Raw genomic sequence first — 19,870 nt, forward strand, 5'->3', positions numbered from 1 at the left:
CCGATCGCAGCCGAGGAACTTCACTACGCTGCAAGAAACGGGCTCCAGCCGACCGGCTGAGCCATCAAACCCAGCCTCCGGACTCGCCGGGGCGGTTCAAGCTCTCTCGTGCCTCGCCGACCCCGCCGTGCTGGACGCCGTCAGCCCTGAACCCGGCGAGGCGTTCGACCCGCGCGACTTCCTCACCCAGAACGGCACGCTCTACCTGCTCGCCACGGGAGCCGGCGCAGGTGCGTCGTGGCCCCTCGTCGCCGCCTTCATGGAAGACCTCACAGAAGTTGCCCGCCATCTCGCCGCCGCATCACCCGGATCACGCCTGGACCCTCCCGTCCTCATGGCGCTCGACGAGATCGGCAACCTCGCACCCCTCCCCTCGCTACCCGTCCTGATGGCGGAGGGAGGTGGAACCGGGATCACGACGATGCCAGTTCTGCAGTCGCTGGCCCAGGCGCGCAACAAGTGGGGAGACCATGCGGCCAGCACGATCTGGGACGCATCGATCGTAAAGGTCATCCTCGGCGGTGCGTCGGCCTCGAAGGACCTCCAGGAGTTATCGGTCCTCATCGGCGAACGCGACGAGCGCACCGACACAGTGAGCATCGGCGACTACGGACAGCGCTCGCTCCAGCGGTCGAACCGGCGGGTTGCGGTCATGCCGCCAGAGCGAATCCGAACCCTGCCTTTCGGCACAGGGCTTGTACTACTGCGAAGCGCCCCGCCGATCGTCACCAGCCTTCGCTCATGGGGCCATCGATAATCGGCTCCCCCATCGGTCGGCTCAGAAGATGCGGGCGCCCACCGGACACGGCACCCGCCTCACGTGTTGCCGCTTTCGCCGACGCTGGTGGCGGATCAGTGCCTTCGGTGGAACCCGGGCTGCGTCTCGAGGACGCCGTTCTTTAGCCACGGCAGAGACATTGGTGTCTCTCGTCCGCAGAACCGCCCCAGGTAGCTCTTGAGAAGGCCGGAATCGCGCATCACATCGACCTCGGTCGGCATGTGCATCGCAACCTCCTGCGTCGCCAAGACGATGACCTTCGCGCGGGCGCGCGACGCCATTACATTGAACCGGCGCAGGCCGTAGAGGAACTCGTCCTCGTCGGCAATCGAGTCGGGGTCGCCAAGCGCCATCGTCGCAATCATGACGTCACGTTGTTGACCCTGATACCGCTCAACGGTGTCGACCGCAGACCTGATTAGCTCGTCGGTGACGCCAGCAACGCCCTGGAACGCATCAATGAGCCGCGCGATGACCAGGCTCTGCTGGGCCCTATGAGGGGTGACCACGCCAACACCCTTGGTGAAGAACGTGTCGATTGGGTAGAGCGTTGTGCTCGGTGGAAGCGGCTGGGTCTTCCCGGGCGGGATGTCGTCGTCGAGCTGGTCAGCAAGGCGCCCGAACAGAAGTCGGACCAGGGCGGCGGTCGTCTGCGCCTCGAACTCGTTCCACTGGCTGGCGAGGCCTTCCGCGTAGACGAATGCGGTCGTGGGTTGGTCGACGTCGAGGAGCGCGGCGTACCCGGGGTCGTAGGGCAACGTCGTCGGCCAGCCGGGCGGAGCGGCCGCAGGGACGGGAGCGAGAAGGTTGAGGCGAAGATCGGGTGAGTGCGCGGTGAGATTGGCGTACCCGGAGCTCCGGACGAATTCGACAATCTCGCTGTTCGACCGGTAGTTCGTCTCAAGCGGTGACGGTGCAACCCTGCCAACCTCTGCGAGGTAGCCGTACACAGAGCCGACCATTGTCTCGAGGCCGAGCGGTGGCTCAGCAGCATGGATTGGTGGCATCTGAAGGTCGTCGCCGCACACAACAATTGCGGCGTGCATAGCGGCTGCGATCAGCGGCAGAGTCGCGTTGGCGACGTCAACCTGGCTGGCCTCGTCGATGATGACCAGGTCGAACAACTCCGCCCCGGGTTCGTCGCGACCGCCCGTGTGGATGTTCGCTGCTTCAGTCAGGCTGTACGCCTGCTGAGTCGTCGCCGACACGACCGTGATCCCGGTCGGCGCGGTCAACTCGTCGAGCAGGTCCTGGGCGGTCTGACTGAGGTTGCGCTTCGAGAGCGGCACGTCGGCGACGCCGAGCTCGGGTTGGTCGCTGCGGAATGAGGACCGGACGCGATGTATTCCAACGTTGACGCTCGGCATGACGTTGGCGATAGCGCCAGCGAGGCCGGTGCCGACGACTGTGTCGATCGCTGTGTACGTGCCTCCGGTGACGAGCACCCGCAGCGACTCACCCGCCGCATGTGCGGCGGCGCATGCGGCCGTGACGATCGTACGAAGCGTGTGACTCTTGCCCGTACCGGGCGGTCCCCAGATGAGGGTGAGGCGTCGCGTGAGGGCGTCCTGCCAGGCCTGCTGCTGACTCGGGTTCAGGCCGTTGCACGCCGCCAAGGCGGCTTGCGCGGCAGCCATGTCGCGCACGACCGGAAGTCCCGAGAGGCGTCCCGGTGACCAGAGCACTTCGGCGGCACTCGTCACTGGCGTGGGCCGCGCGCCCCTGGTGCGGCGGTTTTGCCCTGTCGCGCGAGCAGCCAGTGGCGATGCGGACGCCTGGGCCAGCGGAGGGTTGCCGATGAAATGCAGCGCTCCGGCGATCTTGCGAGTGACGAAGTCGGTCGGGACGCGGTCGAGGACAACGTCGGTGCTGAGGTTGTGCCCATTGTTCTCGAGGGCGGTTACGATCGCTGGGTTGCGCACGTCGACGACGATGAACCCGTTCGCGCGGTCGAACCTGACAACGCTGCATTCGGTGGCCTGGTCGAGGCGCCAGCGCAGTTGGTACTGCTGAAGATTCGGCATGCCCGGCAGATTCTGCATCGTGAACAAGCTGGTATCCAGGAACAGCGGATCTGCCGCTGGGGAAAGGCAGCGAGCCATGTCGCCGTCCTTCACCTTTGCCTCGCGACTCAGTGGCCCGAGTTCGTAGACGCGCCGTTCGCCGCTGATGAGCCGCTGGTCGGGGCCTCCCAAGTATGTGGCTGCCTGCTGCGGCGTGAGTCGCCGTGTGAGCCGGGCTGCCTCGAAGCGGGCCTCACGCTCCTCGACGCCCATCGCTCGGTTTGTGTACGCCTCAACCTTGTTCAGCTCGGCGTCGAGCTTCGCGTGCGCGAGCCATAGGTGCGAGTCTGCAGCGAGACCTGTCTGGTTCGCGAACGGGCCGACACCGATCCGGGGGGCCTGGCTTTTCAACTGGCCGCGAAGGTCCTCACCTAGCCGATCGATGACCAGTCGCAGGGCGCTGTGACGCAGTTGGACGTTGTTTCGCAGGTCGGCGATCACCTGCTGGTAGTCGCGCGATGTGCCGCCGCCCGGACGACTACGGGCACGCAGCCGACTCCAGATCTCGTGGGCCCGTTCGGACGGAACCTGGTCGGACAACGGATCGTGAAACAACGGGTGCGGGTTGATTGCGAAGGCCGGGTTCTGCCAGCTCGGTTGGTATTGGCCGGCGAGTTCGAGCAGCGAGTAGTAGTGCGGTATGGGGGCGCCGACGAGCGACTTCACGGCCTCTCGGACGATCGTGACGGGGCTCTGGCGGGTCGCGAGGCTTGGGTTTGGAGCGATCTCATCTGGCGGGAAAAGCCACGCAAGGTCCCGCACGCCACTGTTCGGATCGAGGATTCGGTCCAGATGCCGGCCGATGACACGGGTGAGGTGCTCGTACTGGGCCTGGTCCCAGACGTACACCTGGTAGGTCGCTTGCGCGGAGCTCGCCTGAACGGTGGTGAGGATCTGCTCAAGCGCGGTGAGGAATGCAAGCAACCTGTCGCATTCGTCGTTGAGGTCCTTGCGGTCGACGACGAAGATCTGGGTTCGCCAGGTGTTCGCCTGCGTGCCCAATCGGGGGTTTGCGGACTGGTAGGCGTCGATGCCGAACGCGATCGTGATCCCGGAACCGACGTCGAAGTACGTCGAGACGCGGATCTTCAAGTCGGCCCAGCCTGGCATCACAGCGCTAGTCCCGGCACCGGGCGCCGCCTGCGGAGGCGTGTTCGTTTGCAGCGTAGTGGCGCGCGCGCCGACGATTGTACGTCCGGCACGCAGGCCCTGGTGAGTGTTGAACGCGCCGTGCCCGGGCTGCAGGGTCGCTAGGGCATTGACGTCGTGAACATTCTGCGCGCGAAGGGCCTGGGCGGCGCCCTTGGTGAGGAAAGCGATCCGGGACAGATGGTTCGTTGCTGCAGCCTCCGGCATGCACTGGTCGTTGTGCCAACCTGGCTGTCCGTTGGGGAGCAACCACTGCTGGCCAACCCAGTCACAATTCTTACAGCTGTTGTCGACGTGCCACGTGAGGGTCTGCCACTGCGGCATCGCCGCGACGACGCGCGGGAGTGTCTCTGCGAAGAAGTCCCTGAGCCACAAGCTGAACACGACGAACGGCGCGGCTTCGAGGTCCGCCTCGAGCGCGACAAGGAGATCAGGCATCGTCACGACACTGCCGTTCGCGGCAGCGGTTTGCTGCGCAACGGTGACGGCGGCAGCGTCGTGTGACCCTGGCCAGACGGCCGCCTCGGTCATCACGAGGTAGTCCGAGTCGAGGTTGTTGTCCTTGAGCCACCCGGCGAGCGCGATGGAGTAGTAGACGACCTCTGCGAAGTATCCGGGCGACGGCTCCGCGGTTAGCTTGATGTCGATGATCCGGAGCCGGAGGCGGTGATCGGTCGCGTCGTACGCGGACGTCGTCCCGTCGGGCAGGACTTCATCGCCCTCGGGCCAGATGGCCGCGTCGCTGACCTGGATGATGTCAGGGCGAAGGTCGGAGAAGTCGAGCGTAGCCAACGCGCCGGCGTTGGCGCCGAACTCACGGCGGAACGTCCGCTCGATCGTGAATTGGCACTCAACGAGGAACTGTCCAGCGGCCGCGGTTGGCAGCGCGGTTGCAAGCTGCTGGACGGTGTAATGCGACAACACCTGCGTTCCGGCCTGGTTGGTCGTCATCACGGGATTGCCGATAACGGTTCCGGTCGGGAATGTCGCTTCGAGATCCTCGACCTTCTTCTGCTCCCAGTCGCGGCCGGCCTTCGTAATCAGTTGGATGCCCGGACGAACCCCCTGCTTAGGTGGCATGCCGAGCTGGTCAGGTTCGGTGACGCCTCCGGCGAGCGGGGCGGCGTCCGCGGCGAGGGACAGCGCGAGCTGCCGATCGCACCCAGAGGCTAGGTAGGCCCCAAGAGTGTGCTTGCTCAGCCTCGGCATCTCAGGCTCCTTGCACGTTCTGGATGGACGGTCCGACTGCTGCGGATGGGCCTATGTCGTCAAGGGCGTCGTGCAGCGACCGCCCGCCTTCGCTGACGCACCCGCTGACTGCAGTTTTCCTCGCTTGGCGCTCGGCGAGGGCGCCCGCGACGAGGTGCGCGCGCAGCAGGTTGATCCTGTCTGGCTCGCGGAATAGCCCCGGTAGCTTCTTCGCCAGCTCGCTGGCCCACCTCTCGGCTGCGGCGCGCGCCAAGGCCTCACCCTGCCGAGAGAGCGTGAGTGTCGGAAGTGCGACGTCATCGTCGAACGCAGCGGCCGGGCGTGCCTTGTCACAGGGTCGGAGGATGAGGATCGCGTCGAAGATGCTGCTCCCCTTGTGTGCGTGCAGTCCGAACCCGCCGTCACCCCGGAGGGGGATGACGTTGACCGGTACGAGCTCGGCGGTCGCCAGGGCCTGACCAAGCGAGTGCCAGCCGGTCGCCGACGCGTGCTGGTATGTGAAAACGACCCGGCCGTCGGCAGCGAGGACGCGTTCGGCCTGCCGGAAACACTTACCAAGACGGCGTGCGAACACGGCCGCGGCATCGGCACTCCGGTCTCCGGCCGCGAGGCTCGTCTCGCGGGCTTGACCTGCGGGAATGCCCCTCGTGATCTTCAGCATCCTCAGCCACGGAGCGAAGAAGTCCGACAACTCGCTATATGCGATGTTGTTCAGGTACGGCGGGTCGCTCAGCAGCAACGACACGGATCCGGCCTCTATCGCGGAGAGGTCCTCCGAGCTCTGACAGTAGATCCGCGCCTGCTTCTCCGGCGCGACGGCAGGGACCTGGGTGAATCCATCGACCGTCAGCTCCCGGGGGTCCTTCGCATAGGCGATCGCAGCGGCGACCTGCCGCAGCGCATTCGGAAACGTCCCCCGTCCGGTTCCGTCGAGCCACGGGTTCACCTCGACGGGCCGCGGGACGTGGCGATACGCGCGGATCGAGAACAGCGGGACGAGGCGGCGCCACCCAGCCGCGTACGACGTGAGCATGCAGGTCGTCGTGAGGTGGTTGGAGTACGCGAGCGCAGCGACCTCTCGCTGACCGTCGGGCAGCTCAAGGATCGCTTCGGCGAGTAGGGAAAGGTGCAGGAGTTGCCGAGGGTTGAACAGGTCACGGTAGCGCCGGTATCCGTACCGGATGAGTCGGTCGTCGACGCGGTCGGTCGGAATCCTCGTTGCTGGGATAAATCCCCTTTTGTGCGCCTCTCGCTCTGCGAGCGCGGCCGCGGCCCCGTCGACGAGGGCGCGGTCGGCGGAGGTCGCGGCGCGGAAGTGGCGCTGCCGCATGCTGCGGCGCCGTGGGCCGTCCGCGCTGATGACCTCAAGCGCAAACAGGTGCCACTGCGGCGGACGCTGGGTTCGGGCGGCGACATCGATGAGCCGCTCGGTGGTGGCGCAATGCGGACAGGTGATCGTGCCGCTCTTGACGTTCCCGTCAGCGATTACGGTCGTGCGAGCGCAGCGGCCGCACCGGACCTTGGACCTGTCCGCGGGTCGAGTAAGGATCTCGTTGCAATGCCTGCACAGCACGTGTTGATCGGCACTGCGAGATGGGATCCCCCCTTGAAGGGTTTTGCTCGGGGGCGTGTCGACTGCAATCTGCCACGTTGGATGAGCATGGATGGCCTCGTGGCAGGTCCGGCACTCGACGGTCTGGACCCAGAAGTGGTGTACGACCGTCTCGGCGGTGTGATCGGCGGCCCTGTGGTACTTCGCTAGTTTGTCGGCGACGGCGGCCTGGAGAGCTTGGAGAATATCCTCGGGGTCAGGCTGGTCAGCCGCGCTGAGCTCGAATCGGCTCACCGCGGCTGCGACGGGATCTACGTCTAAGCCGATGACGGTTGCGCCGAGGCGCTGCGCTTCGACGAGCGCGGTGCCGCCACCGACGAAGGTGTCTAGCACGGTGATTCCACGGAGATTCGCGGCGCCGTAGTAGCCGTCCCAAAAGTTGCCGTCAGCGTCGGTCGCGGCGGCAACGAGGAGACTCCGGAACGCGGTGCCCAGCCGACGGGCGAACCACTTGTGCGCGCCGTAGATCGGCCGGGGGCGTCGAGCCTCGCGATGTGCGAACCCGGACAGCTCAGCGACGGGCATCAGGCCCGCGTCGAGGAGCGACCAACTCGGGAGCCGGCCCGGCCCGTCCTCACTCGTGCGTCGCGCAGCGACAAGGAGCTCCTGAGTCGTTTCGGGCCTCAAGTGCTGCTGGATCGCCAGCAACCAACTCGGCTGGTGGCGGTCGGACGTCATGCTGCTGCTGTCTCCGTGCTTCGCGATCAATAGGGCTCGACTCATTCTGCCGGATGCCCTTGCCCCAGCCGACAGTTTCTGTCGAAGAGCGGGGACGGTAAGCAGGCCCACCGCCGCCCGTTGGGGCTGCGCCACTCGTCGACTGGCGCCGCGGGCACACCTAATCCCTGACATGGCCCTTTACAGGGCGCCGCCTGACGTCAGGAGAGAAAGTGTCCATCCCCACCCAGATGAGCCTGGTCGGCTTCGTTGCTTCAGCGCCGGAGCTTCACTTCACCAAGGCCGGCGACGAGTGCTGCCGCATGCGCATCGGCGTCGAGCAGTGGCGCAAGGAGGTCGACGGTAGCTTCACGAAGCTCGAACCGACCTTCCACGACATGGTCTCGTTCGAGAGCACCGCCCGCGAGACCTACGCCCGTTTTCGCAAGGGCGACTCGTTCGTCGCCAGCGGCTACGTCCACGAGTACGAAGTCGGGAGCCGGGGCGGCGCCAGCGTCATCAAGGAAGAGTTCGTCGCCAAGAAGGTCGGCCACAACGTCAACAAGACCGACTACGTCGTCCAGCGCGGTCGGCACGCCGCTGACGGGCCGCTGACCGCCGTCCCCCAGCCACCCGCCGTCGGCCTCTAGCCAGAGCACCGCGATGAGCCCGTTCCCGGAGGAGCCCGACGACGGTGACGCCTACCGCAGCGTGACCGACCTGCTCGAACGCCCACCGGCCCCGATCAACTGGAACCTCCTCGACGCTGAGCAGGCCGAGGTCGAGTGGCATGACCTCGACCACTGGGTGAAGTGGCTCAAGAGCACGTTCGGCCTCCCGCCGAACATCGTGCCGCCTTACTGGCACCGCCACGACGAGCTCGTCTGGGAACTCTCCGCTCTCCACTGCCACTGGCTGAACTGCTACCACGAGTCTGCGTCACCGTCGGCTCCGATCGCGTGGATGCGCGACTTCTCCGATGCTCGCTACCGCCTGCGGGACTGGGTCTCGATCTGCGGCACGCGCCTCGATCGCGACCGGCCCACGCGGCAGACGACTTGGCCGGGCGAGTCAGCGCCCCAGGTCGGCGCCGAGATCGAGATCCGGAATCGGGACGAAGATTTCGCGGAGTTCGTCCGAGGGGACGTCATGCGTCGGCGTCGGATCGCAGCGATCGCGGGCCAGCCGCTCATCGGGTGAGCCCAGGAAGTCGCCACGGCCAGCCCGTGCGCGGGCTCATCCACAGAAGTCAGAGCAGCGACAGCCAGACGACAACTTCCGGATCACCGTCGGCATCCGACCGACAGAAAGGAGGGACGATGCTTGTCCCCCACGCGCAGACGCTCGCTCAAGCGAGGTCCTACGTCGCGGCACTCGCTGACCGAGCGCTGACCCTAGATGCATCCTCGGCGTACGAGCGCGCTCTGCTCGAGCTCGATCGCGTCCATGGGGACGACTGCCCGGCTCTCGACAGCGAGGACCTGACCGACGACCGCAACATCCTGCTCGCCGCGAGCAGCGCGATCAGGGAACTCGAGAACTACGGCATCAACGCCCTGTCGGTCGAGCTGATCCTCGCGATGCTCGTCGACGCACACGACCTGGACATCGGCTGATGTACGGCGAGAACGGCGCCCAGATGCGCACAGAGCTGGCTGCGCTGCTGCGCCAGCACCGGATCATGCGCCGCCTCGCCGAAGACTCGTCCGCGGAGCGCGCCGCGGCGGGCCGACAGATCCTGCGATTCCGGCAGACCGTTCTCGTCTGGAGCGCGCAAGCCATAGGAGTGGCACGGCCGCTCACCTTTCCGAACGTTCCGCAGAAACCCGCTGACCCGTTCCGTGCGGCTAGCGACCACGGCGCCGCAGTGGCTGAGTTTGCTCGGGCCTTGGAGACGGCTCGCGATCAGGCGACGACGCGACCGGCGTCGAGCCAGGAGTTCACGACCCCCAGCGCGAACAGCGTCGTCGAGCACTGGCGTCTCGCAGCACGCGCTGCGGCTCTCACCGAGCACGACACGGCGCCCGATCAGGCGATCCACCTCACCGCTGCGCAGGCGCGAACGATCGCGGGCGACGTGGCGGCGATCAGTCAGGCCCTCGTCGTACTCGATCGCCGGTACCGCAACACCCCCGGCTGGGAGTCCATCGCCGGATGCGATCGTCTCGGCTGGGCGGCGTTGGCCACGGCCTTGGATGTCAGCCTCGGCCAGCCTGACTACAGCGTCGACCAGACCGGCTGGCGCCCGCGAACCAAGCCCATCGGAGGGCCAGCAAGGCCCGGTGTGCTCGGCGTCCTCCAAGCCGAGCACAACCTCCTCGTGAGGCTGGCATCCTTCGCCGATGCGATGAACCTACGATTGGTCGTCGACTCGCAGCGACTGCTAAGCGCTGGTCTCGTGCCATACGCCCAACGGATCGATCCCGGCCTCGCTGGGCAATGGGGTGCCCGAGCAGAGACCTACTCACGCATCCAGCGCGAACTACGCAACATCGGAGGACGGCTCGGCAACGGCACGGCCGCCGCGGGCGAGGCCGCCAACGCTGTCAGTCGCCTCAAGGCGCTGAGACCAGCCACCGTGATCGAGCCGAGGATGCTCGGCGGCTTCCAGGCGCTCTTCCGTCTGGTCGATGCACGCATCACCGACATCCTCGAATCCGGAGTCGAGCGAGGAGCGTTCGTCCAGCGCGTGACCGTCCCACGACTGGTCAGCGGCGACGGGCGCTTGGTCCACCCTGTCCGCGAACGCTTCGTACCCGTTGTCCGCGCGGCCGACCTTCAGGTCATTCGAACCGCGCGCGAGCACCTGCGACCTCCAGAAGAGCCGACCATCTCGTCGGCCAGCACGAGCCGGGACGAACTGCACGCCGCCCTCATTCACCGGCCGACCAAAGGGAGCGTCCCAGACGTTCCCGGCATGTGAGCCGACCCGCTTCGGCATCAGCCGCGACGGGGTAGGCCGCTACTCCATCTCGTCATCGCGTCGCCGGGGCGCCAGCGATTCGAGAATCTCCGCGGTCAGCGGATTCACGGTGCGGTCAGGTTCGATGTAGTGCTTCTTCGTGATCTCCGACGAGCTGTGGCCGAGCATCTCCGCAGCCAGCTCCGCTCCGCCGGCGCGATCGACGACGGTCGCGACCGTACGGCGGAAGGCGTGCGGCGTGACGCCCGTGATGCCAACGTCGCTCAGGACACTTCGCAGCCGACGTCGCACGTTGTTCGTCGTCAGAGGGGTGCGGTTGCGGCTGAAGAAGAGAAGGCGGTCTGGCGGTTCGTCAGCAAGAACGACGAGCCGCTCCCGCAGAACAGCCGCCGTGAAGCTCGGGACCGAGACGAGCCTGGTCGACGACGTCGTCTTCGGGTGCGGCTGGCGCACGGTCGGCCGTCCCTTCGGAGAGACGATGGTGCCGCAGATGAGGACCGTCGAAGGCGTGCGAGTGACGTCGACATCGCACTTCCGGATGGCGAGCACCTCACCGATGCGGGCGGACGTGCCCAGCATGACTTCGATGATCTGCTCGAGCTGACCATCAGGCGGTGGGCCCGGAACGCCTGGGCCACGACGCCAGGCCCTGGCCGCCGCCCGGATCGCATCGACCTGGTCGTGCGTGAGCGAGACCGCCTCAGACGGAGGCTTCTTCATCCGCTTCGCCTCTCGGACCGGGTTCTTCGGAATCGCCTCGTAACGGGCGGCCAGCCCGAGCGCGAGGTTCAAGACGGTCTTCGCTTGCTTCGCATAGCTGTAGCTCTTGTTGGCCGCCAGCGACTTGAGGAACGGCTCGATCCGGCCGATCGTGACCTCGCGGAGGGTGTAGTGCTCGAACGCCGGCATCACCAGTTGACGCATGTTGCGTTCGTAGAGAGCCCTGGTGCTCGGCGCCAATCCACCTTCGAGGTCCAGGTCGGCGAGCCAGACCTCCACGAGCTCCTTGAACGAGCTGTCGGGTGTCAGTTGACGACTGCCACCGACGTGCGTTGCCCTCTGCGCGAGCTTCTCCTTGAGCCGGTGCTCAGCGAGCTTCCTGCTCGACGCCGTCGCCTCCACGCGACGCACCTGGCCGTCGAAGTCGCGAACCCGGGTCCGCGCTCGTGACCGCCCGGCCGCGAGCGCCGTGAAGTCGATGTCGCCGAATGTTCCGATCGGCGTGCGCGGCCTAGCCATTGGTCACTTCCCAGATCCAGCCCGTCCCGGCACGCTCTCGCGCTGGCTCGCCAGCCATTCGCGAACATCCGAGATCGCGTACTTCAGGTGCCGACCGACACGGATCGCACAGGGACCGTGGCCCGTCAGGCGCCAGTCGTAGATCGTCTTGACGGGTACGCCGAGGTAGTCGGAGAGCTCGTCGATGCTGATGAGCTGGTCGAGACCGTCGAGGTGATGGGTGCTCATGCACTTCAGGTGCGCGTCCGGCGCCGCATGCATCGGAAGGGACCGGCAGCGGTCGGAACTGGCTCACCCGAACGAGGCGAGGAGCGACGTTTCCGCACTCAATGTGGAGGGTTCTTGGAGGGTGGATCAAATCAAAATGCTTTCAGGCGTGGGATCCGACCGGATCCCACGCCTGAACTTTGTAGCGGGGGCAGGATTTGAACCTGCGACCTCTGGGTTATGAGCCCAGCGAGCTACCGAGCTGCTCCACCCCGCGTCGGCACGCCTGACTTTACTCGTCGGCTCCGGCGACGCCAAATCGGCTGTGGCTACAGCAGCAGGGAGGCGGCGACGGCGCCGAGGAGGAGCAGCAGCAGGGCGGCGATGATGCCGAGCAGCATCGCCGTCACGGTGTCGGCGGTGTCGACGCCGACGCGCCTGAGCAGGCGACGGCGAGCCTCGTGGCGCTCGCGCTGCGGCGACCAGCGGACGACGACGCGCAGGTCGCCGGCGGGGCCGCCCGCCGTGCCGAGGTCGCCGCGACCGCGGAAGACCCAGGTGCCCTGCTCGCGCAGCTCGATGGTGCGGCCGGAGCCGAGCGGCACGGTGACGCGGTCGCCGGGCTGGTCGAGCAGGTAGACCTGCTCCACGTCGGCACCGCGGACGCCCGCGCTGCGGGCACGCTCCGCCCGGCGGCGGCGCTGCTCGCGCTCGGCGGCGGCGCGCGCCTCCGTCCTCATGCGCGTACGCCGCGCGGCGAGGTCGGCGTCGAAGGTCGCGCGGGCCTGCGGGTCGCCGAGCACGTCGTAGGCCCGCTGCACCTGCACGAAGCGAGAGATCGAGCCGCCGCGGTCGGGGTGGTGGGTCATGGCGAGACGCCGGTAGGCGCGCTTGACCTCGTCGTCGGCGGCGCCGGGCGAGAGCTCGAGCACGTCGTAATGGTCGGTCAGCTCATCGACTCGGTCCACTGGTGTTGCGCCTCCCCCCGGTGACGATCCGCATCCCCCACGCACGCGGTGCGCCAGAGGATGACACGGTGCGGCTGCGCCCCGACAGTCCGGAAGCCCGGCTGCGGAGAATCGCCGCGATTGGTCTAGTCACTACCCATCTGCGGCGTTGACTCAAACCCCTCCGCCATGATGTGCACCGTGCGAGCCCTCCCGACGTACGACGAGGCGGCCGGCCTGCCCGCCCCGCCGCGACGGCGCGTGTCGGCGGCGTACGGCGACAGCAACGGCCACATGAACGTGCGCCACTACCTCGGCACCTTCGACGACGCCGAGTGGGAGCTCTTCGGCCCGTACGGCCTCGACACCGAGGCGAGCCACGGCGGGGGGCTCTTCGCGCTGGAGCAGTACCTCACCTATCGCCGCGAGGTGCTCGTCGGCGCCGAGGTCTCGGTGCACCTGCGCGTCGTCGGGCGCGACGAGCGGATGCTCCACCTCGTCAGCTACCTGCTCGACCACGACGAGGGCCGGGTGGCGGCCAGCATGGAGGCGCTGGAGGCGTACGTCGACCACGGCACCCGGCGGCTCGCGCCCTTCCCCGCGCCGGCGGCGGCCGAGCTCGACCGGCTCGCTGCCGAGCACCGCGGGCTGCCGTGGCAGCCCGAGCTGAGCGGCGCCATGGCGCTGCGGGGAGCCCGATGAGCACGTCGCCGAGCGGGTCCCCGGGCGACGCCGCGGCGTACGGGTCGGTGCTGCTCGGTCCGGAGGAGCAGGGCAGCCGGCGGCTGCGGGTGCGGGTGCAGCTGCTGCTCACCGTGCTGCTCGTGGCGACCAACGTGATCGGCGCCGGGGTCGTCTTCGTGCTCTCCGCCCTGGTCATCCCCGGCCCGTCGGCCAACTCCGGCACGGTGCTCTCCCTCGCCATCGGCGTGCCGGTCTACGTCGCCGCCGCCCTGGCGGTGGGCGTCGTCTGGGGCACCGCCGGGGCGCTGCGCGCACTGCGCTGGGCCTACCGCGACGAGGTGCCGACCCGCGAGCAGCGCATCGGGGCGCTCGGGGTGCCGTGGTTCCTGACCAAGGTGCAGGCCACGCTGTGGGCCACCGCGACGGTGCTCTTCACCGGCCTGGCGGTCGTGGTGCAGCCCGAGCGCGCCCTGAGCACCGGGCTCACCGTCGGCATCGCCTCGGTCGTCGTGACGGCGATCGCCTACCTCTTCACCGAGTTCGCGCTGCGGCCGATCGCGGCGCGGGCGCTCGCCGGGGAGGAGCCGGTGCGCACCGGCCGCCTCGGCGTACGGCGCCGGATGGTGCTCTTCTGGGGCCTGGGCACCGGGGCCCCGGTCGTCGGGCTGATCGTGGTGTCGCTGCTCGCGCTCAGCGGGCTCGAGGACGACCTCGGCGCCACCCGGCTCGCGGTGATCATGCTCGTGCTGGGCAGCGTGGTGCTCGCCTTCGGCCTGCTCGTCACCTGGCTCAACGCGCGCGCGGTCGTGGCGCCGATCCTCGCGGTGCGCGACGCGATGCAGCGCGTCGAGCGCGGCGAGCTCGACCAGGCGGTGACGGTCTACGACGGCACCGAGCTGGGCCAGCTGCAGGTCGGCTTCAACCAGATGGTCAGCGGGCTGCGGGAGCGCGAGCACCTGCGCGACATGTTCGGCCGCCACGTCGGCAAGGAGGTCGCCGCGGCAGCGGCCCGGGGCGACGTCGAGCTCGGCGGTGAGACCCGCGTGGTCAGCGTCCTCTTCGTCGACATCGTCGGCTCCACCACGCTCGCCTCCGAGCGGGAGCCCGCGGAGGTCGTGGAGCTGCTCAACCGCTTCTTCTCCGTCGTGGTGGCCGAGGTGGCCGCGCGCGAGGGACTGGTCAACAAGTTCATCGGCGACGCCGCCCTCGCGGTCTTCGGCGCCCCGGTCGAGATGCCCGACCACGCCGCGCGCGCCCTGGCCACCGCCCGGGCGATGGCGGCCCGGCTGGCCGAGGAGGTGCCCGAGCTCGACGCCGGCATCGGCGTCGCCACCGGCGAGGCCGTCGCCGGCAACGTCGGCGAGGAGTCGCGCTTCGAGTACACCGTCATCGGCGACGCCGTGAACGCCGCGGCCCGGCTCACCGAGCTCGCCAAGGACGTCGAGGGCCGGGTGCTCGTCGCCACCGCGACCGTCGACGACGCCGGCAAGGACGAGGCGCGCCACTGGACGGCGTACGACGCGGTCACCCTGCGCGGACGTGCCACCGAGACGGCGTGCTCGGTGCTGGCGCGCGGCGGCGTACGCGCGGGGTGAGGGGCCACCTCGCCAGGAAGTCTCCCGCTTCGCCAAGGACACCACCATGGCGAAGCGGCGAAGTCACTGGTTGACCAGTGACTTCGCCGCCTGCTGAGCCGCCTGCTGAGCCGCCGCCTCGAGCCGCTACGGCGCCTGCGTGTTGAGGGCCCGCTCGACGAGGGCACGGGCCTCGTCGACGGCCTCGGAGTAGCCGGTCAGGTCGCCGTCCTGCAGCGCCTGGTCGGCCTCGGCGAACTTCTCGTCGGCCTGCTGCAGCAGCACCAGCGCCTCCTCGGGCAGCGGCTCGCCGCCGCCCGGGGCGGGCGTGGGCTCGGGGTCGGTGCCCTCGTCGCCCGAGTCGCCCTCGTCGGGCGGCGTGGTGGTGCTGCCGGAGGAGTCAAGGACGTCGTCGAGCGCCTCGGCCAGGTTGGTGCCGATGCCGACCTCGTCGCCGAAGGACGCCACGACGTAGCGCAGCAGCGGGTAGGCGCCGTCGCCGCCGGACCGGACGGTGTAGAGCGGCTGCACGTAGAGCAGGCCGCCGCCGACCGGCAGCGTCAGCAGGTTGCCGTAGACGACCTCGGCGTCGCTCTGGCGGAAGGGGCGCACCGCCTCCGCGACCTTCGGCTCGTTCTGGAACTGGTTGGCGATCTGCGCCGGCCCCGGCACCTGGGTGTTGCTCGGCAGCCGCAGGATCTCGAACTGCCCGTAGGTGTCCGGGTCGGAGGCGTCGGCCCCCACGGACATGAACGACGCGAGGTTCTGCCGGTTGTTGGGCGTGTAGGTCGAGGTGAGCGAGAAGGTCGGCTCCTCCTCGTTCTGGCGCGTGACCGAGAGCCGGTAGGGCGGCTGCTTGTTGGTCGAGCGCGCCTCCACCGGGTTGGACGGCACCTGCCAAGCGTCGCTGCCCTCGTAGAAGGTGCGGGGGTCGAGCACGTGGTAGCGGGCGAGGATCTCGCGCTGCACCTTGTAGAGGTCCTGCGGGTAGCGCATGTGCGAGAGCAGCGCCTCGGGGATCTCCGAGCGGGGCTCGACGACGCCCGGGAAGGCCTTGCTCCAGGTCTTGAGGACCGGGTCCTCCTCGTCCCACTCGTAGAGCGTGACGGTGCCGTCGTAGGCGTCGACCGTGGCCTTCACGGCGTTGCGCATGTAGTTGATCTGGTCGGTCGGCAGCGTCGCGAAGGTCGACCGCGGGTTGATCGCGTCGCTGGTCATGTCCTCCAGCGAGCGCTTCTCCGCCTGCGGGTACATGTCGCTGACGGTGTAGCCGTCGAGCAGCCACACCATCCGTCCGTCGACGACGGCGGGCAGCGCGTCGTTGTCGACCGTGAGCCACGGCGCGACCTTCTGCACCCGCTCGCGCGGGCTGCGGTCGTAGAGGATCTTGCTGTTCTCGTTGACACGCGAGGAGAGCACGATGTTGGCGTCGCCGAACTTCACGGCGTACAGCAACTTGTTGAAGATGTTGCCCACCCCGACGCCGTCGGCGCCGTCGTAGGTGTTGGTCGTGCCCTCGTCCTCGTCGGTGCCGCCGGTGGGGATGTCGAGCTCGATGTTGGCGTCAGAGCCGTCGGGCTGGCCCACGATGGAGTAGTCGGGGGAGTTCTCGCCGAAGTAGATCCGCGCCTGGTAGGTGCCGTCGGGCTGCCGGTCGCTGATCGCTCCGCGGGGTGGCAGGTCCTCCTCGGCCCAGACCGGGGCGCCGTCGGCGCTGTTGGTCTCGTCGGCCTTGGCGCTCTGGTTGCCGTAGGCGCCGATCAGGCCGTAGCCGTGGGTGTAGACCGTGCGGAGGTTGGACCAGGTCTGCTGGTTCTCCGGGAGGCCCGCCTGGTTGAGCTCGCGGGCCGCGACCACGACGTCGCGCTGCTGGCCGTCGATCTCGTAGCGGTCGACGTCGAGCACGTCGGGCACGCTGTAGTAGCCGCGCACCTGCTGCAGCTGCTGGAAGGTGTTGGTGACGACCTCGGGGTCGACGAGGCGGACGCCCTCGGTGGAGGCGGCGTTGTCGGCCAGCTCCTGCGCCTCGAGCTCGGTGCTGGCGGCGTACGACGTCGTCTCGGTCTCCTGGACCCCGAAGGCGTCACGGGTCGCCTGGATGTTGCGGGCGATGTACTGCGACTCGCGGTCGGGCTCGCTCGGGCGCACCTGGAAGCGCTGCATCAGGCCGGGCCAGACGGCGCCGAGCAGCAGCGCCGAGACCACGAAGAGGGCCACGCCGACGCTCGGCAGCAGCCAGGTGCGGCGCCACACGTTGACGAAGAAGAGGATCGCGCAGATGGCCACGACGTACATCAGGATCGTCTTGCCGGGCAGCACGGCGTTGTCGCGGGTGTAGGTCATGCCCGTGACGAGCGCGCCGGTCTGGGAGGTCAGGTCGAAGCGGTCGAGCCAGTAGTCGACGCCCTTGAGCAGCAGGAAGATGCCGGCGAGCGCGGAGAGGTGGGCGACCGCGGCGGGGGTGAAGCGGTCACCGGCGGCCTGCAGCCGGATGCCGCCGTAGAGGTAGTGCACGACGACGGCCAGCGCGATGGCGATGAAGAGCGCCGTCATCATGAAGTCGGTCAGGAAGTGCCACCACGGCAGGTCGAAGACGTAGAAGCCCAGGTCGCGCCGGAAGAAGGGGTCGTTGGTGCCGAACTCCTCGCCGTTGCGCCACAGCAGGTAGGTACGCCACGTGCCGGTGGCCGAGATGCCGGCGAAGACGCCGACGACCAGCGAGACGCCGATCAGCAGCCAGCGACGGATCGGCGTGACCACCTCGCGGTAGCGCTCCAGGTTGGCCTGCTCCGGGGAGGCGGGGCGGAAGAGCGGCCGGAAGCGGAACGCGATCCACAGGTTGACCCCGACCACGACGGCCATGAGCAGCCCGAAGACGGTGAAGAGACCGACCCGGGTCCAGATCAGCGTGCTGAAGACCGAGCCGAAGCCGATGCTGTTGAACCACAGCCGGTCGGTCCAGATGCCGGCGAAGAGCGAGAAGCCCACGACCAGCGCCGCGACCACGACGATCGTGAGCGCGAGCGGACCGGGACGGCGGGGGCCGCCGGGGGGTCGGGTGGCCGTCTGCCGACCGCCGCCCTCACCGCCCCCAGCGCCCGTGGGTCGATCGGAAAAGAAGTCACTCATGGTGGCTCTCCGTGGGGCCTTCCGGTTCGGTGTCCGCGTCGCCTGGGTCGGGGACGAAGGTGGCGTGAAGCAACTCTAGGAGGGTGGGCACGAGGTCCTCGCCGCCCAGCACCAGGGTGTCGTCGTCGTGCGCGCGCTGCCGGATGGCGCACCAGCTCTGGCCGGTGCGCAGCACGCCGGCGACCACGCGCGCCTCCGACGCGGCGGGCGCCTCGGCGCCGGGGGGCTCGGTGCTCGCCTCGAGCACCACGGCGCAGCCGGCGACCTCCGGCGGCCAGGCGATGGTGGGCAGCAGCTGCTCGAGGCTCTCGACCGCCGACTCCTGCTCCACCGGCGTCAGCCCCGCGGGCTCGGCCGCGTCGATGCCGAGCACCGAGGCGAGCTGCGGCTCGTGGCGCAGCAGGTCGGCGGTGTCGACCAGGGCGAAGACCTGCGCGGGGCGGTCCCAGCCCGCCGCCGCGGCGTGCGCCTCGACCTCGCGCACGGCCGTCCGCAGCGCGGCGGTGCGCTCGGCGTCGGGGTCGCCGAGCTCGGCGTCCGGCGCCACGTCGTCGCTCACGTCGTCGCTCATGGCCTGGCTCCTGCCGCGGAGGCGTCGGAGGTGCACCGGGGCAGCTCGGCGTCGGGGTCCTCGACCCAGGCCTGGACGTCGTCGACCGCCTCGGCGAGGGAGTCGGCCCGGACCAGGCGCATCTCCTCGGGGTCGAAGCTCGCCGTCAGCGCCTCGGCGCAGTTGTCGCCGGGCACCAGGAAGAGCTCGGCGCCGTCGTCCTGGGCGCCCACGAGCTTCTGCCGGATGCCGCCGATCGGCCCGACGTTGCCCTCGGCGTCGATCTCGCCGGTGCCGGCCACGACCTTGCCCTCGGTCAGCGAGCCGGGCGTGAGGACGTCGAAGATGCCGAGGGCGAACATCAGGCCGGCCGAGGGCCCGCCGATGTTGTCGCTGAGGTTGAGGGAGACCTCGAAGGGGAAGTCGTAGCAGCACTCTCCCACCCCGATGCGGACGGCGCTGCCGCGGCCGCCGTCGGGGGCCGCGACGGTGCGCACGCGCTCGGTGACGCGCTCGCCGTCGCGGCGTACGTCGAAGGTCACGGTGCTGCCCACGTCCTGGCCGCGCACCAGCGAGACCAGCCGGTCGACGGTGTCGACCCGGGTGCCGTCGACGCGGAGCACCTCGTCGCCGGGCTGCAGCCGGTCGGCGGCGGGGCCGTCGGGGTCGACCGACGCGACGCCGACGCCCACGTCGTAGTCGATGTCGAGAGCCGCCAGCGCGGCGGCCACGGCGTTGTCCTGCGAGGAGGTCATCTGGGCGGCCGACTGCTCGCGCACGCTGGAGCGGGTGTCCTCCGGCTGGTAGACCGAGGCGAAGGGCAGCACGTCGACCGCGGGGTCGCCCCACGCCCGCAGCAGCGAGAAGAGGTCGACCTTCTGCTCCGGGCCGCTCGGCACCACCGTCACCAGACGCAGGGCGCCGTCGTCGCGGAAGGACTCCTCGCCCTCGACCTCGATGATCGGCTCGTCGCCCGAGTCACCGAGCACGTTGACCGTGGGGCCCGGGGAGAAGGTCACGTAGGGCACCGGCTGCCGCAGCGCGAGCCACCCCGTGATCACGAGGAGGGTGAGCGCGAGCAGGACGGCCAGGGTCCCGCGCGACCGCCGCCGTTGGCCGCCGAACATGCCGTCACTCTCTCATCCGGCC

Annotated in this window: 15 protein-coding genes and 1 tRNA gene; 7 read left to right on the top strand and 9 right to left on the bottom strand. The window is 68.8% G+C overall.

The annotated features are described in order from the left end of the window. On the top strand, positions 1–757 hold a 757-nt coding region (locus IG63_RS0112220; protein ID WP_157210152.1), incomplete at its 5' end, for a type IV secretory system conjugative DNA transfer family protein. Positions 758–852: 95 nt separating this feature from the next. On the opposite strand, the gene IG63_RS0112225 is transcribed toward IG63_RS0112220, so the two are convergent. Beyond that, a complete protein-coding gene (locus IG63_RS0112225) occupies positions 853–5,199 on the bottom strand; it encodes a DEAD/DEAH box helicase (protein ID WP_030484649.1) in 4,347 nt (1,448 codons plus the stop codon). Between the two features lies 1 nt (position 5,200). Further along, entirely contained in the window at positions 5,201–7,336 is a 2,136-nt protein-coding gene (locus IG63_RS0112230) for a DNA methyltransferase (RefSeq protein WP_157210153.1), read from the bottom strand. A 365-nt stretch (positions 7,337–7,701) separates the two neighbouring features. Here IG63_RS0112230 and IG63_RS0112235 point away from each other — a divergent pair, with 365 nt between their 5' ends. From IG63_RS0112235 to IG63_RS0112250, 4 genes are read left to right on the top strand one after another with little or no spacing between them, the layout of a single operon-like run. Continuing rightward, positions 7,702–8,118, top strand: coding sequence for a single-stranded DNA-binding protein (locus IG63_RS0112235; RefSeq protein WP_030484651.1), 417 nt, complete (start codon positions 7,702–7,704; stop codon positions 8,116–8,118). Positions 8,119–8,131: 13 nt separating this feature from the next. Further along, positions 8,132–8,668 (top strand): hypothetical protein, encoded by a 537-nt coding sequence (locus IG63_RS0112240; protein ID WP_036195382.1) that lies wholly within the window; start codon positions 8,132–8,134, stop codon positions 8,666–8,668. A gap of 26 nt (positions 8,669–8,694) precedes the next feature. Then, positions 8,695–9,084 (top strand): hypothetical protein, encoded by a 390-nt coding sequence (locus IG63_RS0112245; protein ID WP_245604420.1) that lies wholly within the window; start codon positions 8,695–8,697, stop codon positions 9,082–9,084. Next, complete coding sequence (locus IG63_RS0112250; protein WP_030484654.1) at positions 9,084–10,391, top strand: hypothetical protein; 1,308 nt, start codon at positions 9,084–9,086, stop codon at positions 10,389–10,391. The genes IG63_RS0112245 and IG63_RS0112250 overlap by 1 nt, the downstream gene beginning before the upstream one ends. Positions 10,392–10,430: 39 nt before the next feature. On the opposite strand, the gene IG63_RS0112255 is transcribed toward IG63_RS0112250, so the two are convergent. From IG63_RS0112255 to IG63_RS21555, 4 genes are all read right to left on the bottom strand, one after another. Continuing rightward, entirely contained in the window at positions 10,431–11,630 is a 1,200-nt protein-coding gene (locus tag IG63_RS0112255; protein WP_030484655.1) for a tyrosine-type recombinase/integrase, read from the bottom strand. A gap of 3 nt (positions 11,631–11,633) precedes the next feature. Further along, a complete protein-coding gene (locus IG63_RS0112260) occupies positions 11,634–11,858 on the bottom strand; it encodes a helix-turn-helix transcriptional regulator (protein ID WP_030484656.1) in 225 nt (74 codons plus the stop codon). A gap of 182 nt (positions 11,859–12,040) precedes the next feature. Continuing rightward, positions 12,041–12,114, bottom strand: a tRNA-Met gene (locus IG63_RS0112265). A gap of 52 nt (positions 12,115–12,166) precedes the next feature. After that, positions 12,167–12,805 carry a J domain-containing protein gene (locus IG63_RS21555; RefSeq protein WP_030484657.1) on the bottom strand — a complete coding sequence of 213 codons (639 nt, stop codon included), beginning with the start codon at positions 12,803–12,805 and terminating at the stop codon, positions 12,167–12,169. A 180-nt stretch (positions 12,806–12,985) separates the two neighbouring features. On the opposite strand from IG63_RS21555, the gene IG63_RS0112275 reads away from it, so the two are divergent. Together IG63_RS0112275 and IG63_RS0112280 are read left to right on the top strand one after the other, a co-directional pair. Next, on the top strand, positions 12,986–13,486 hold the full coding sequence (locus tag IG63_RS0112275; RefSeq protein WP_169741793.1) for a thioesterase family protein: 501 nt from the start codon (positions 12,986–12,988) through the stop codon (positions 13,484–13,486). Then, positions 13,483–15,063, top strand: a complete 1,581-nt coding sequence (locus IG63_RS0112280; RefSeq protein ID WP_030484659.1) for an adenylate/guanylate cyclase domain-containing protein — start codon at positions 13,483–13,485, stop codon at positions 15,061–15,063. Before IG63_RS0112275 ends, IG63_RS0112280 begins: the two co-directional genes overlap by 4 nt. 126 nt (positions 15,064–15,189) lie before the next feature. Here IG63_RS0112280 and IG63_RS0112285 read toward each other — a convergent pair whose 3' ends face one another. The 3 genes from IG63_RS0112285 to IG63_RS0112295 are packed head-to-tail and all read right to left on the bottom strand — an operon-like array spanning position 15,190 to position 19,848. Continuing rightward, on the bottom strand, positions 15,190–18,171 hold the full coding sequence (locus IG63_RS0112285) for a UPF0182 family membrane protein (protein ID WP_084597074.1): 2,982 nt from the start codon (positions 18,169–18,171) through the stop codon (positions 15,190–15,192). Next, entirely contained in the window at positions 18,164–18,742 is a 579-nt protein-coding gene (locus tag IG63_RS20710) for a PPA1309 family protein (protein WP_084597077.1), read from the bottom strand. The genes IG63_RS0112285 and IG63_RS20710 overlap by 8 nt, the downstream gene beginning before the upstream one ends. Then, positions 18,739–19,848, bottom strand: coding sequence for a YlbL family protein (locus IG63_RS0112295; RefSeq protein ID WP_030484662.1), 1,110 nt, complete (start codon positions 19,846–19,848; stop codon positions 18,739–18,741). The genes IG63_RS20710 and IG63_RS0112295 overlap by 4 nt, the downstream gene beginning before the upstream one ends. Between the last annotated feature and the right edge of the window lie 22 nt (positions 19,849–19,870).

Origin of the sequence: Nocardioides aequoreus, assembly GCF_000720335.1 — a bacterium.
Taxonomy (GTDB): Bacteria; Actinomycetota; Actinomycetes; order Propionibacteriales; family Nocardioidaceae; genus Marmoricola; species Marmoricola aequoreus.

What these genes read in the sequence shown, in the direction of transcription:
- IG63_RS0112225 (WP_030484649.1), bottom strand. Translation starts at nt 5,199, where the DNA reads ATGCCGAGGCTGAGCAAGCACACTCTTGGGGCCTACCTAGCCTCTGGG.
- IG63_RS0112230 (WP_157210153.1), bottom strand. Translation starts at nt 7,336, where the DNA reads ATGCCCGTCGCTGAGCTGTCCGGGTTCGCACATCGCGAGGCTCGACGC.
- IG63_RS0112240 (WP_036195382.1), top strand. Translation starts at nt 8,132, where the DNA reads ATGAGCCCGTTCCCGGAGGAGCCCGACGACGGTGACGCCTACCGCAGC.
- IG63_RS0112250 (WP_030484654.1), top strand. Translation starts at nt 9,084, where the DNA reads ATGTACGGCGAGAACGGCGCCCAGATGCGCACAGAGCTGGCTGCGCTG.
- IG63_RS0112255 (WP_030484655.1), bottom strand. Translation starts at nt 11,630, where the DNA reads ATGGCTAGGCCGCGCACGCCGATCGGAACATTCGGCGACATCGACTTC.
- IG63_RS0112260 (WP_030484656.1), bottom strand. Translation starts at nt 11,858, where the DNA reads ATGAGCACCCATCACCTCGACGGTCTCGACCAGCTCATCAGCATCGAC.
- IG63_RS0112280 (WP_030484659.1), top strand. Translation starts at nt 13,483, where the DNA reads ATGAGCACGTCGCCGAGCGGGTCCCCGGGCGACGCCGCGGCGTACGGG.
- IG63_RS0112285 (WP_084597074.1), bottom strand. Translation starts at nt 18,171, where the DNA reads ATGAGTGACTTCTTTTCCGATCGACCCACGGGCGCTGGGGGCGGTGAG.
- IG63_RS20710 (WP_084597077.1), bottom strand. Translation starts at nt 18,742, where the DNA reads ATGAGCGACGACGTGAGCGACGACGTGGCGCCGGACGCCGAGCTCGGC.
- IG63_RS0112295 (WP_030484662.1), bottom strand. Translation starts at nt 19,848, where the DNA reads ATGTTCGGCGGCCAACGGCGGCGGTCGCGCGGGACCCTGGCCGTCCTG.